General features: G+C 42.2%; 9 protein-coding genes. 1 reads left to right on the forward strand and 8 read right to left on the reverse strand.

Translation table 11 applies throughout. The annotated features are described in order from the left end of the window. Positions 1-42: 42 nt before the first annotated feature. The 8 genes from ilvD to P3T48_RS11705 form a co-directional block, all read right to left on the reverse strand. The gene (gene ilvD / locus P3T48_RS11670; protein ID WP_276506812.1) at positions 43-1,845 is read right to left on the reverse strand and encodes a dihydroxy-acid dehydratase; all 1,803 of its coding nucleotides are present in this window, start codon (positions 1,843-1,845) and stop codon (positions 43-45) included. 254 nt (positions 1,846-2,099) lie between these two features. Further along, a complete protein-coding gene (locus tag P3T48_RS11675) occupies positions 2,100-3,257 on the reverse strand; it encodes an OmpA family protein (RefSeq protein ID WP_276506813.1) in 1,158 nt (385 codons plus the stop codon). Positions 3,258-3,684: 427 nt separating this feature from the next. Beyond that, positions 3,685-4,563 carry a bifunctional methylenetetrahydrofolate dehydrogenase/methenyltetrahydrofolate cyclohydrolase FolD gene (folD, locus tag P3T48_RS11680; RefSeq protein ID WP_276506814.1) on the reverse strand — a complete coding sequence of 293 codons (879 nt, stop codon included), beginning with the start codon at positions 4,561-4,563 and terminating at the stop codon, positions 3,685-3,687. A 35-nt stretch (positions 4,564-4,598) separates the two neighbouring features. After that, complete coding sequence (gene ffh / locus P3T48_RS11685; RefSeq protein WP_022252242.1) at positions 4,599-5,960, reverse strand: signal recognition particle protein; 1,362 nt, start codon at positions 5,958-5,960, stop codon at positions 4,599-4,601. An 88-nt stretch (positions 5,961-6,048) separates the two neighbouring features. Further along, a complete protein-coding gene (locus tag P3T48_RS11690; protein ID WP_276506815.1) occupies positions 6,049-6,840 on the reverse strand; it encodes a hypothetical protein in 792 nt (263 codons plus the stop codon). Between the two features lie 133 nt (positions 6,841-6,973). Further along, entirely contained in the window at positions 6,974-8,392 is a 1,419-nt protein-coding gene (locus tag P3T48_RS11695) for an NAD(P)-dependent oxidoreductase (RefSeq protein WP_276506816.1), read from the reverse strand. Positions 8,393-8,741: 349 nt separating this feature from the next. Further along, a complete protein-coding gene (locus tag P3T48_RS11700) occupies positions 8,742-9,155 on the reverse strand; it encodes a hypothetical protein (protein WP_276506817.1) in 414 nt (137 codons plus the stop codon). Between the two features lie 1,012 nt (positions 9,156-10,167). Then, on the reverse strand, positions 10,168-12,423 hold the full coding sequence (locus tag P3T48_RS11705) for a TonB-dependent receptor (RefSeq protein ID WP_276506818.1): 2,256 nt from the start codon (positions 12,421-12,423) through the stop codon (positions 10,168-10,170). 349 nt (positions 12,424-12,772) lie between these two features. On the opposite strand from P3T48_RS11705, the gene P3T48_RS11710 reads away from it, so the two are divergent. Next, on the forward strand, positions 12,773-14,530 hold the full coding sequence (locus tag P3T48_RS11710; protein WP_276506819.1) for a hypothetical protein: 1,758 nt from the start codon (positions 12,773-12,775) through the stop codon (positions 14,528-14,530). Positions 14,531-14,681: the final 151 nt, after the last annotated feature.

Consider the following 14,681-nt stretch of genomic DNA (forward strand, 5'->3'; position numbering starts at 1 on the left):
CTTAACTTTCCTCCGAATTCTCTTAAATTTCTAAAGATACTACTAATCTATGATTCTCACACCACCCTTGTCGGCAGAGCTTACACTCTGTGCATAGGCACGCAAAGCCTTGCTTACCACACGGTTGCGCTTCAATGGCTGTTGTGGACGGGCATTGAGTTCCTCATCACTCAACTTCACATTGATGCTGCGGTTAGGAATATCGATCACGATGATATCGCCATCCTTTATCTTGCCGATGTTACCACCTGCTGCAGCCTCTGGTGAGATATGACCGATGCTAAGACCTGACGTACCACCCGAGAAACGACCATCGGTAATGAGCGCACACTCCTTGCCAAGATGGCGGCTCTTGATATAAGAGGTAGGATAAAGCATCTCCTGCATACCAGGACCACCTTTAGGGCCTTCGTGGGTAATAACGACACAGTCGCCCGAGTTCACCTTGCCATCCAAGATTCCCTCGCAGGCATCCTCCTGAGAGTCGAAGCATACGGCAAGACCCTCGAAATGCCAAAGCACAGGGTCTACACCGGCAGTCTTTACCACACAACCGTTCTGGGCAATATTGCCAAACAGCACAGCAAGACCACCATCCTTGGTATAAGCATGCTCCAAATCGCGAATACAACCATTCTCACGGTCGGTATCCAGGCTCTCCCATTGAGCATCCTGACTACCCATCTGGGTAGAGAACTTACGACCAGGTGCAGAATGATAGATTCTGTCGGCCTCTGGGTCGAGTTGACCAGTGGTGATATCATATTTCTTCATCTGTTCGTCAAGAGTATGACCATCAACTCGCATTACAGAGCCGTTGATAAGTCCTCCCTTGTTGAGCTCATTCAATATACCCATGATTCCTCCTGCACGGTTGCACTCCTGCACACTGTACTTCTGAGTGTTAGGACTCAACTTGCAGAGACAAGGCACCTTACGGCTCAACTGATCGATGTCCTCCATCTTGAAGTCGGCGCCAGCCTCCTGAGCCACAGCCAACAGGTGAAGCACGGTATTGGTACTTCCGCCCATGGCGATATCCAATGTCATGGCATTGAGGAATGCATCACGGGTAGCGATATTGCGTGGCAATACACTCTCATCGCCATCCTGATAATAAGCATAAGCATTCTTAACCACCTGACGTGCTGCATCCTTGAAGAGCTGAATGCGGTTCTTGTGAGTAGCCAGGATGGTACCATTGCCAGGAAGGCTCAGACCGATAGCCTCGGTAAGAGAGTTCATGGAATTGGCAGTAAACATACCCGAGCAACTACCGCATCCTGGACATGCACACTGCTCTATCTGAGTCATCTCCTCATCAGAGACACTGGTGTCAGCACCTTTGATCATAGCAGTGATCAGGTCGGCATTCTCGCCTTTCCATCGTCCTGCCTCCATAGGGCCACCCGAACAGAATACAGTAGGGATGTTCAGACGCATAGAAGCCATCAGCATACCCGGAGTCACCTTGTCACAATTGGAGATGCAAATCATGGCATCAGCCTTATGTGCATTTACCATATACTCTACAGAATCGGCGATGATATCACGGCTTGGAAGTGAATACAACATACCATCGTGACCCATTGCAATACCGTCGTCTACGGCTATCGTATTGAATTCGGCTGCATAGCAACCCATTGCTTCTATTTCCTTCTTGACAATCTGACCGATTTCATGAAGATGAGTATGACCTGGCACAAACTGTGTAAAGCTGTTCACAATGGCGATAATAGGTTTGCCAAACTGCTCATGTTTCATACCAGCAGCTACCCAGAGTGCACGGGCACCTGCCATTCTTCTGCCTTCAGTACAGACACTACTTCTTAATGGATGTTTCATCATTTTTGTATCTTCGTTTATTTTGCCTACAAAGATACTGAGTTTTTATGTAATAGCCAACAAATTTCGTATAAACTTTCACAAATACGCGTATTTTGTTACAAAAATAACCTATAATACTTACAATCTATAAGACATTTGCTACATTTACATATCAATCAGTTACTATAAACAAAAAAAATCCCTAAGACCGAAGCCTTAGGGATTCCCTATTTTGATATTATTCAATATCGTTTTTAGCGTATCGCTTTCAATTACTCAGCAACAGCGTTGTCGTTGAAAGTAGATACACGGTTGAACTCAACCTGCTTGAAGAGCTTGTCTGTTGCGCCCATACCCTTAGTAGTCAAACGATCAGCAGCGATCTTGTACTTCTTAACGAGTACGTTCTTAACAGCGTCAGCACGCTTCTGAGAAAGAGCCTGGTTGAAGTCCTTGTTACCCTCTGGAGAAGCGTAACCCTTAATCTCAACCTTAGCATCCGCGTGATTCTTCATATACTGAGCGATCAACTCGATGTTAGGCATCTGGCTCTTGTCTACAACAGCCTTGCCCTGACGGAACAATACAGTTGGCTGCAAGTTTGTAGCAGTAGCTGGCTTCACATACTTAGGCTTCTTGTTGCACTCGTCGAGAGCATTCTGAAGATCCTTGATCTGCTTGTCCTTAGCAGAAAGCTGAGCGTCCTTGTCGTTCAAGTCACCACGAAGGCTGTTGATCTGGCTGTTCAAACCATCGATCTCGTTCTGGTCGCGGAGCTGAGCGATTGTGAAGTTGTGAGAACCGTTAGAGTTCTTGAACTTGTAAACGATACCAGCGTTCAACTGGAATGCAGACTTGTTGATGTCGTAAGCAACACCCTCATAGCCATAGCCGTTCAAAGCCCAGTTCATAGAAGGCTCAACATATACCTGCCATGCCTTAGCCTTGCCCAGGTTGAATGTGAAGTCGATACCAGCCTTAGAAGTAAGAGCGTTGAGCTCCTTTTCATTATCACCAGCAGCTGTACCGAATGTATGACCCCAACCGAAGCCGAATACAGGAACAACCTCGAACAAACGTGGCTCACCCTTGTAACCAGCAAACCAGTTGCTCAAGTTTACAGTACCGATCAAACCTACGTTCATGTAGCGAGCTAAAGTCTTAGACTGTGGCATGTAGTGCTTGCAGTGATCGTTGAAGTAAACATTACCCTCAGCAGCCAAACCGAATACTGGAGTGAACCAGCGACCGATACGAAGGCCAGCGTTTGAGTTCAGGTTGTTCATCCAGCTCTCGCCAGTAGTCTTTACCTGAGCACCGCCGTTGATGCCGATGTAGAAGTTGTCAAATGTCTTGCTCTCAGTAACTGTCTGAGCATTTACTGAAACTGCCATTGCAGCGGCAGCAAACAATAAACCTAACTTTTTCATGTCTCTCTAAAAATTAATTTATTAAAAATGTTATTGAAATCTTTATTATTGCGCAACACATTGCACATTTTTGAAATCGAGTGCAAAGTAATAAAAAAAAAACTTAACTACCAAACTTTTCCCATAATATTTTACATTTATCCCGTGAAAACTGGAAAAAAAGCACATATTTTCTTCTTTTTGTACGATTGCAAAATAACTTTAAGACTTTCACATCGATTATTCACACCCTATCACAACCTCCCAGTCTACTTACATTTTCAAGCTAAAACACAAGTTTTTCCATGCTTCTACGCGCGCGAACATTATTTATTATATATAGAGAGTTTCAGTAAGTTCTGGAGTTAGGGAAACAAAAAAAAGACCGAGTGCATCACTACACTCGGCCTCCAACAAATTAGAGAGTTATAAAAAATCAAGTATATTGCTACTTGTAGAATTCCTTCTTTCCTGCAGCCAATGTATTCTTCATCAGCGAGCAGATGGTCATAGGACCTACACCACCAGGAACAGGGGTGATATAAGAGCAACGCTCTGCCACCTCGTCAAATTTGACATCACCATTCAGACGGAAGCCACTCTTACGGGTAGCATCAGGCACGCGGGTTGTACCAACATCTATCACCACAGCTCCCTCTTTCACCATATCGGCTGTAACGAAGTTGGGCTTTCCGATAGCTGCAATGATGATATCCGCCTCACGGCACTCCTCCTTCAAGTTGGCAGAGTGAGAATGGCAAACCGTTACGGTAGCATCACCCCACTGTTTCTGCATCATGAGTTGCGCCATAGGTTTGCCCACGATGTTGCTTCTGCCAAGCACTACACACTTCTTGCCACTGGTAGGAATATGATAATGCTGCAACAGGGTAAGAATACCCAACGGAGTGGCAGAGATGAAACAAGGCAGACCTATAGCCATGCGACCTACATTGATGGGATGAAAACCGTCCACATCCTTGCGATAATCAATGGCCATGATGATTTTCTGCTCGTCAATATGGGCAGGAAGAGGCAGTTGCACGATGAAGCCATCTACATCTTCATCCTTGTTCAGCTTGTCCACACAGGCCAACAACTCTTCCTCGGTCACGTTGTCCTCGTAACGAATAAGGGTCGACTTGAATCCACACTTCTCACAGGCAAGCACCTTATTCTTGACATAGGTCTCGCTGCCTCCGTCATGTCCTACGAGTACAGCAGCCAGGTGTGGCTGTTTTCCTCCGTTGGCAACAATTTGTGCCACCTCTTCGGCTATCTGCTCCTTAATGGCATTTGCCGTTGCCTTTCCGTCTATCAGTTGCATTTCATTCAATATTAAATAATCAATGTTATGTGTTATCACATTCCTGGCATCTTTGGCATACCGGGCATTCCCTTCATACCCTTCATGCGGCTCATCATGCCTGCCATTCCGCCACCAGTCATCATCTGCATCATCTTGCGGGTCTGGTCGAACTGCTTGATCAGCTTGTTCACCTCCTGGATATTGGTACCCGAGCCCTTGGCGATACGCTGACGACGGCTGGTATTGAGGATACCTGGATTAGAACGCTCCTTGGGAGTCATACTCTGAATGATAGCCTCAACGCTCTTGAATGCATCATCAGGAATATCCACATCACGGATGGCCTTGCCTAAACCGGGAATCATACCAGCCAAATCCTTGATATTACCCATCTTCTTGATTTGCTGTATCTGAGCATAGAAGTCGTTGAAGTCGAACTGATTCTTGCGAATCTTCTTCTCCAGTTTCTTTGCCTCCTCAAGGTCGAACTGCTCCTGAGCACGCTCTACCAACGAAACCACGTCACCCATACCGAGAATACGGTCGGCCATACGGGCAGGATGGAACACGTCGATAGCCTCCATCTTCTCGCCAGTACCGATAAACTTGATAGGCTTGGTTACCACAGTGCGGATACTGAGAGCAGCACCACCACGGGTATCACCGTCAAGCTTGGTAAGAACCACGCCATTGAAATCAAGACGGTCGTTAAACTCCTTGGCTGTATTGACAGCATCCTGACCAGTCATCGAGTCAACTACGAAGAGAGTCTCGTCGGGACGAAGATGATTCTTAAGACCGCTGATCTCGTTCATCATCTGCTCGTCAATGGCCAGACGACCGGCAGTATCCACGATGACAACATCGTTGCCATTGGTCTTAGCCTGCTGGATGGCATGGTCGGCAATGACACAAACATCCTTGTTCTCAGGCTCACTGTATACAGGAACACCCACTTGCTCTCCTACCACCTTCAACTGGTCGATAGCAGCAGGACGATAAACGTCGCAAGCCACGAGCAATGGCTTCTTGCCCTTCTTGGTCTTGAGCATATTGGCAAGCTTTCCACTGAAGGTGGTCTTACCCGAACCCTGCAGACCGCTCATCAGAATGATGGCAGGATGACCTTCGAGCTTCAGAGGAGCTTCCTCGCCTCCCATCAACTCAGCCAGCTCGTCGTGAACCAGCTTTACCATCAACTGACCAGGCTTTACAGCCGTGAGCACATTCATACCAAGTGCCTTTTCCTTCACCTTGTTGGTGAATTCCTTAGCTACCTTGAAGTTGACGTCGGCGTCGAGCAAAGCACGGCGTACGTCCTTCATGGTCTCTGCCACGTTGATTTCGGTTATCTTACCCTCACCCTTCAGAATCTTGAAGGATCGTTCCAGTCTATCACTTAAATTTTCAAACATTTTAAATTCTTTTTTTATTTTGGCTGCAAAGTTACGAAAATAATTCCGAAAACCCTATATTAGTAACCAAAAAAGCACGTCAAATCTGTCACTTTAGGATACTTACCGACTGTTCTACCGACACGCGTACCTTTTTTGACGATTTTTCATCATTTACAGGAAGCGGCTCCTTCCCTTGTTCCTTGTTTTTTCCTTTACCTTGCTCCTTGCCGGGATTCTTTTCCGGCACATTGCCTTGCCCATTTCTTTCTCCTGCAGCTTTTGCCTTTTCTGCATCAGATGCAACGGCAGGTTGCTGGCGAGGTTCTATAGGCTCCACGCTCGACTTCATCATACTGTCGTTAGCCTGATATTTCTTCCCTGTGGCCTTCTCGTAGGCAGCCACAATGGGGTCTTTGCGATCCATCTCGCCGAATATCTTTTGAGCCTCTCGCAGGTGCTTGCTGTCACGTCTTCCCCTCTTGTCAAGCATTTTGGCCAAGTCGAAGCTCGCTCCGCTGGGAGCATTTGCCCCACCTATCTCAGCCTGCCGGTGCGCATCGTTCTGAATGCCCTTGATGCCAGGCATATTCTCTCCCCATACTTCCACCTCTCTGAGTTGGTGACTCTGTGGCAGCAGAAACACCGTATCGGGGAGATTCTTCAGATAGATGGTAGTCTTCAGAAAGCCCGGTTTCGACACCGTAGCACTGTCAAACTGATACTTCATGGTCCAGTATCCTCTGTAGTCGGTACGTGCCCAATGATTGTTATCGGTATGAATCAAAGCTTCACGCACAGGCACATGGTCTTCGGCATTGGCTATGACGCAGGTTTTCTGTGCCCTGACCATTGCCACTGCCCAACATACCAGCACGATCATCAATATAGTCTTCTTCATTCGTTTTATCTTATTGAACTTCTACAACTTACATAAGTTGAGTTATGCCTACAAAAGTAAATAAAAAAATAATATCTCCCAAAACCACCAATGAGTTTTGGGAGATATTAATGCGATTTAAAAGTCTATAACGTTATTCTACGTCTGTCGTGCCGCTCTTCTCGATGCGCTTTGCCTCTTCGAGCAACTTGATGGCATCGACATATTGAGCAATACCCTGAGCCACCTCCTTGGCAGCCTTCATGGCAAGCACCACAGTCTGAGGACGATGAACCACGTCGCCTCCGGCAAACACACCTCTGCGGGTGGTCATACCAAAAGGACGCTCCACCACCTTGACATAACCTTTCTCGTCAACCTCGATACCTGCAGTAGTAGAGACAATACGGTTGGCAGGACGTGATCCGATGGCCAAGTAGATGCGGTCGAATTTCTCTACACGCTCACCTTCTGGAGTATTGAGTACACAGCTTCCCAGTCTTCCGTTCTTACCCTTGAGGAAAGCCTCGACTGTAGTTTTCCATTCAAACTTGACACCCTCCTTCACAGCCTCATCATACTCACTCTGTATGGCAGGCATCTCTTCCTGTGTCTTGCGATAGAGCACAGTCACATCAGCACCCAGGCGAATGGCAGTACGTGCAGCATCCATGGCCACATTTCCTCCACCTATCACACCCACCTTCTCTCCATCACGAAGAGGCACCATGTCGCGTGTCAAGGCTCCCTCGTTATAGGCATTGACATTGTGCAGGAAATAAGTACTCTGGCTCACACCATGCAACTTGGCACCAGGTGTAGAGTCCATATTCTGAGGTACGCTGGTTCCTGTTCCCATGAAAATGGCATCGTAGCCAGCACGGAAAAGACTGTCTATTGTCACGTTGTTCTCACCCACCATGCAGTTGGTGATAAACTGTACACCGAGAGCCTCTATCTTGCTCACCTCAGCACGTACCACGGCCTTGGGCAGTCGATATTCAGGAATACCATACATCAGCACACCACCAGGCTCAGCCTGTCCTTCGAAGATCGTGACATTAAAGCCCTGACGTGCCAAATCACCAGCAACAGTAAGTCCGGCAGGACCAGAACCGATGACAGCCACACGTCCACGAGTCTTCTGTGGAAGCTTCTCGCGAGAGAGGTTCATCTTGGTATCGAAGTCAGCAACAAACTGCTCCAACTTGCCTATCTGTACAGGTTTTCCCTTCTTGCCCAGCACACAGTTGCCCTGGCATTGCTTCTCATGAGGACACACACGTCCACAGATAGCAGGCAGATTACTCTTGGCATTGATGATAGACATAGCCGCACCCATATTACCCATGGAAAGTTCATGCACAAAGTCGGGGATATCATTTCCGATAGGACATCCCTTCTTACATTGTGGCACCTTACAATGGAGGCATCGCTTGGCTTCCTCAATAGCCTCACGTGTAGTGAAGCCCTCGTTTACCACCTGGAAACCAGCCACCTGTTCTGCAGCCGCAGTTGTTTTCTCTGCTGTTGTCTGCACCTTGTTATTCTGTTGCTCAATCTGTTCACTCATAATCTAATCTTTTAATCAGTTAGAAAACAACTTTTATCAAATTGTAGTTTGCGGGTGCAAAGTTACAGCAAATCGAAGACAAAACAAAATAAAAAGTGAACTTTTTGTTTTTATTGTTGAGATGCAGCGTAACTTATTTAAAGTTACAGCAAATCGAAGACAAAACAAAATAAAAAGTGAACTTTTTGTCGACTATTTAGTCATAAAGCATATGACTTTAACTTCTATAACTTCCCTATTTGCGAAACTTCAGTAAAGCGAAGTTAAGTAAATAAGGTATGTACATTTCCATTTCTGTTTATTTTTATATACACAACAAATTAAATTCTTACAAGTATCAGAACCACATTTAATATGCCACATAGTAGGTAACTATCATCATGGCTATGGCCTTGGCTATCGTAAGGTAAAACTCTATAATGGCAGAGTCATCCCAATAAGCTATTACAACAAAGCCAAAGCAATATATGATATAGGTTTTAAAAGCAAATATCATCATTTGGCAAAACCTATCCTTTTCTGATCTCTTAAATCTTTGAAACAGAAAAGCCACAACAGGTGGTATAACCAATGCATAGCCTATAAATTCCGTAATGTCATAAGCCCACAAACTTGTATTAGCCATGTGGTAATTAAAAGGATATATACAGGCGATTCTGCTACCTGTTTCAGCCGTTTGCCTACTTGCAATAATCAACAAACTTAGGTTAAGGAATAACCATATACTCCAAATCCTCCACACTATTTTTTTGTTGAAAATCATATTGTTTTGCATTTTTTCGAGTTTCATTTAATGCTTATTATTCAATTAATACTTTTATAGTAACCATGAAAACTTACCCAATCAATGTTAGTCAAGAAATCCTTTTCCTAACATATTCCGTAATGATAATTGAAATTAAAGATGAAAAGAAAATTATTATCAAATTTTCATGATTAAAATCAAATAAAGCATATGCAATAGTTGTAATAACAATTGCTACGAAAAGAATTGAAATAATATAAATGATTTTTTTCATGCTGATGACTTTATTTTAAAACGATGGTGCAAAGATATAAAAATCAGCGAAATAAGTATAGCTGTTCATACTAATAGTCGGATCATTTAATATTTTTTGTCACAAAAAACCGTATTTTGTGTGACAAACACACTTTCTTATACCCCAAAAGGATAGCAAGAGTATCAATCCTGCCATCCTTATATTAACTCTACTTTCCCCATTTTCGGAAGTTGACTTATCATTTACTCAACTTCCGCAAATGGGGAAGTAAAAGAAGTTAGAGAACTTAAAGCCATATGCTTTACAGATAGATATTCAACCAAAAAGGCTGTTGGCTATAACTTCTAACGACCGAAGGGAGTGATAACTTCTTTAACTTCTATAACTTCTGGACTTGTGAAAGTTCAATCATTTACGATCTTTCTGAGAAGAATATTCACAATAGAAGTCGAATAAATAACATGCCAAAATAATGATCCATATTAGCAAATGATCATATACAGAATAGTATATAACAAATCCTATAAAAGAAATCATCACATTATAAATACTGTCTTTGCGAACATGCTCAAATGCCTTCATCACACTATCGGAAATCCAGCACCAGACAAAGCAAACCAAAGGTATTGCTAAGGCTATGACTCCCACGCTTATAGCCAGCCATTCATGTTTGATTGCAGGAAAAACTGCAAAAATCATGAATGCGAATTTAAGTAAATAAGGTATGTACTTTTCCATTTCGACCTGTTTTTTATAATACTACAAATTATATTTTTACATATCAGGATTTCTGTCGTCAATCCTTAGCTTAGGATTTTTATAAAGAGTCCACGAAACGAGCAACCATGGCCTTAGGCTTTCACTCTTAAAGCGCATCTTATTATTCATCGTATAACCAGGCATCTCTGTAATATTGGTCTGGCTCTTTATTCCCCAATAATAAGGCATGGCTATGGATGCATAGAGTTGTTTGGTAATTTGCCATGCCAGTTGAACATGGGCTTCTATTGGGTTGTGATACTCTGTATGGCTGATAGCCGTGTAACTTTTGTTCTGCCAGTTGAAGGTAGAATAGAGGAAAAATTTTCCAAAATCCCAACGTACATGTCCATTGAGGTCGACATATCCCTTAGCCGATTGACCATTATATTTATCCCAGTTATACTCAGCTGAGAAAGAAGCCTTAAACGACTTGGCACGATAGGAAATATAAGAACCTACATTAGTACCAATATAGGTACCATTGTTTCGGTACGACTCTATCTGTATGTTATCCTCTGTTCTTACATACGACTCTATCATTTTGTTATACCGATTATGACTACTATATACACGAATCATAAAGTCACCTATCGACTTGTCATACTTCAAGTCGATATTTTGTATCATTACAGGTACCAGATATGGGTTTCCCTCTATCCGATACCAAGGGTTGGTGGAAGTATTGTATGCTGTCAACTGACTGGTTTCTGGAAGGCGGTTGGTGAGATAATAACTTGCTCGTAATACTTGCTGATGAGGCAACTGCCACGTCAGGCTTGCCGAAGCCTTGGGACGCCAATGAGTAGTTTTGTCTGCATCCGTAGATATGCTCAGCAACTGCACACCTGCCGAAGCCATATAGTAGAGTTTGCCTATTCCGTTGGCATACGATGCATAGGCAAAACTGTTCAACCGTTTTGTGTGCAACTCTTCGGTAGGTGTGGCTACATAGTTATAGTCTTTATCCATGGTATACTCCATGCTGGCACCCGAAGTTATGTTTCCATATTTCTTTTCACCACTGTCATAATCTATTGACACTTCATATTGGTCTCGTCTTGAGTCGAAATCTACCATGGTGGGTACGGTGTTGTCTGCATTCTCCTCCACATTCACCTGACAGGATTTTGCAAATCCATAATTATATTTGGCATACGATGCCAATATGCTGTTATCCTTGAAAGAATGTTCATAATAGAAAGACCCCAACATACCTCCGTCAGAGCTCGTTTCCGACTGATTGTTATGAAAAGGATTGTTTGTATTTTCAGTGATATAGCGACCATCAAAATGAGCCTTGTTTCTATTGTCGTTATTTAGTCCCTTGAATATAGCAGAAAAGTAATCGTTTGAATTTGGCATCCACTTCAACAACAGATAGCCATCCTGATTATCAGTTCTTTTCTTGACCTCACCATTTCGATTCTTAATAGCGCTTCCGTTGCTTTCGTTTACTTCATAACTTGTTTTGTCGTGGCGAAGATAGGTAAGACCAACATAGCCCGAGATTGCGAATTTTTTCTTTCCTACTTCAAAACGTCCAGCACCTAAACCATATCTTGAAGGAAAATCATGGCGTGTGCGAAGCTCTGAGAAAGAATACCAAGGCGTGTCTTTACGTAATCGTATGTTAAGTATCTTGGTTACTCCCATTTGCAGATAACGTGCACTGACAACTTCTGAAAGTTCCACAGATTCTATACGAGAAGGATCAATGGGGGCTATGCCTGAATTGAACAACTTGCCGTCAACGAGAATTAGCGGACTTTCCCCATCAGCCATCTCAACAGTCTGATTAGAAATATCCACTCTCAACAAGGGTATTTCCGACAAGGCCTTAAATGGATTGCCACATTCCTTGGCGTTCTGCGAAAGAGTATATACTGTACCTGTAGCTGTGGTTTGGGGTATTTTCTTAGCTGTCACAGAAACCTCGTTAAGCTGGATGGATTGTTCGGTCATTACCAGTACAACCTTGCTTTCTTGCGTCACCTCCTTCGAAATACTTACAGGAGTGTATCCCACACAGGATGCCTGTATGCTGTAAATGCCAGCCGAAGGCACAGTAGCAGTAAAAACGCCTTTTGCGGTAATACCAAAGTCCACTATTGAGTCGCCGTACTGCACACTTACTTCAGCACGCTCAACGGCTTGTTGTTTGCTATCCTTTACAAATATCTGTAAATGAATTTGGGCAAATACACTGATATACGTCAGCAGAAGGCCAAGAGTTAACAATGAAACACGCTTACAAAAATTATTTTCCATATACTCTATCTTATCATATTAAAAACGATGGTGCAAAGATAATCTGATCTTTCTGAAAAATTATAAAGAATAGGCTATAAAAAATTCACAGGAATTCACAAAGGTCCTATAAGTCACTATAAAACAAATAATTATAAAAACTTCACAAAAATCAACAAGAATAGATTTATCATAAAATTTTGAAGTCAAAATCTTCCTGAAAGAAAAACAACCACATCAATTTGCATTTTTCCGATAATTATATTATCTTTGCATAAGATAGGCTGCATCTCAGCAAAACATTCAAGCAAGCTTGATGATTCTGCCTTCGGTTTGCACTATCTTTGCATAAGATAAATATATAGAAAAAATGAAAAAACTTCCGTTAGTACTTTTAGCAATTGTGTCCTTATTTGTGCTTGTTGGTTGTCATGGCGACAAGCAATATGATGACTTGTTGCAGCAAGCTGACAGCATCATGAATATAGATGATGATTCGGCAAAAGTTGCTATCAAACTATTGGATAAAGTCAAGCCGCAGCTAAATGACTTTTCTAAAGCTCAACGTATGCGTTATCAGTTGCTCTATCATAAGGCAATGAATAAAGCAGACATTTTATTTTCGTCAGACAGCATCATGAAAAATGTCGTAGCTTATTACGAAAACCATGGTACATCCAATGAACGTATGCTCGCCTACTATATGCTTGGTTGTGTATATCGTGACCTATATGAAGCTCCTATGGCTTTGGAGAATTATGATAAAGCAGCGGAACAAGCTGACACAACCAAAAAAGATTGTGACTATACCACACTTAGTAGAATATATGGACAAATGGGAACATTGTTTGAAAAACAACATATTCCATATCAAGAATTATCAGCTTTAAATAATGCGACAAAATATGCCTATTTAGCAAAAGATACATTAAATGCCATTTTGTTTTTTCAAAATAAGAGTACAGCTTTTTATGATTTGAGTGAAATAGATTCTGCAATTCATATAAATCTAAAAGCATACAATTTATTGAAAAAACATGGATATGACCAAATTGCAAATATTGTTTTTGGATGCAATTATGGTTATTATATAGAAAAGAAAGATTATAAAAGAGCAAAAGAATCATTTAAGATTTTTAAAAAGACAGAATATAATGGAAATGACAATTACGAAGATTCTAAAGCTTACATTTTTTGCGAACAAGGAGATTATTACTTATTTTCTGGTCAATTAGATTCTGCATTTCTTTGTTTGAATCAAAGCTTAAAACTTAGCAAATCTTACAGCAACAAATGTGCAGCCACAAAAGGATTGGCAAAATATTACACAAAAACAAATCATTCAGCTTTAGCTGCAAAGTATGCCTTATTGAGTTCTGAATATAATGATTCCTCACTCTATGAGTTGAGAGAATCGCAGTTGCAACAAATGCAGGCTATGTATGACTATAGCAGAAATCAAAAACTGGCTAAAGAAGCTGAATATAAGGCAAAGCAAAGACTAAATACAATATACCTTATTATTATAAGCAGTTGCTTGATTTTATTATCGGCTGTTTATATCTACAGAAAAAACATCAGGAAGAGAAACCATAAGCTATTGGTGGCTCAACGCCTATACAAAGCCAGCATTCTGAAATTGCAAACGACAAAGACTGAACTGGCTCATCTGAAAAACTTGAACGAAACAAAAATAGCGGCTCTCATCAAAGAAAAAGAGGCTATCATAGAAAATCTCCAAAAAGAAATTAATCAATACGAAAGCATTCATTCCGGACGTAATCTTGTCGAGATAAACAAACAACTGATGGATACATTTGTGTATAAGAAACTGGCTTATATCGAATGTCATCCGCAAGAGAAAATCACTGACGAAACCTGGGACAACTTAGAAGAAACCCTTGAGGGAATGATTCCATCTTTGGCAAATATCAAATTGAAACTAAGCAAAAAGGAATATCGTATTTGCCTGCTGATAAGACTGCACTTCTCCCCCTCTGCCATCAGTTGCTTCATGCAATGCAACTTGCCCGACATTTCCATGTCGCGTAAACGTATGCTGTCGAAACTGTGTGAAAAGGACGGAAAACCCAAAGAGCTGGATGAATATATCCAACATTTGATGTAACTCAACTTTCGCAAGATACAATATTGGAAATCCAATAAAACAAATAGATATAATCTCCAAATGATAATAAAAAAGGGCGAGTCATCCCGCCCAAAATTCATAACGGAATAATCCTTATTGTTTAACCTTATCCCCCTAATTTTATAAGATT

The organism is Segatella intestinalis (assembly GCF_029348455.1).
In the GTDB taxonomy this organism is placed as follows: Bacteria; Bacteroidota; Bacteroidia; order Bacteroidales; family Bacteroidaceae; genus Prevotella.

Coding starts and splice junctions, on each gene's coding strand:
- ilvD (WP_276506812.1), bottom strand. CDS start 1,845: ATGAAACATCCATTAAGAAGTAGTGTCTGTACTGAAGGCAGAAGAATG.
- P3T48_RS11675 (WP_276506813.1), bottom strand. CDS start 3,257: ATGAAAAAGTTAGGTTTATTGTTTGCTGCCGCTGCAATGGCAGTTTCA.
- folD (WP_276506814.1), bottom strand. CDS start 4,563: ATGCAACTGATAGACGGAAAGGCAACGGCAAATGCCATTAAGGAGCAG.
- ffh (WP_022252242.1), bottom strand. CDS start 5,960: ATGTTTGAAAATTTAAGTGATAGACTGGAACGATCCTTCAAGATTCTG.
- P3T48_RS11690 (WP_276506815.1), bottom strand. CDS start 6,840: ATGAAGAAGACTATATTGATGATCGTGCTGGTATGTTGGGCAGTGGCA.
- P3T48_RS11695 (WP_276506816.1), bottom strand. CDS start 8,392: ATGAGTGAACAGATTGAGCAACAGAATAACAAGGTGCAGACAACAGCA.
- P3T48_RS11700 (WP_276506817.1), bottom strand. CDS start 9,155: ATGATTTTCAACAAAAAAATAGTGTGGAGGATTTGGAGTATATGGTTA.
- P3T48_RS11705 (WP_276506818.1), bottom strand. CDS start 12,423: ATGGAAAATAATTTTTGTAAGCGTGTTTCATTGTTAACTCTTGGCCTT.
- P3T48_RS11710 (WP_276506819.1), top strand. CDS start 12,773: ATGAAAAAACTTCCGTTAGTACTTTTAGCAATTGTGTCCTTATTTGTG.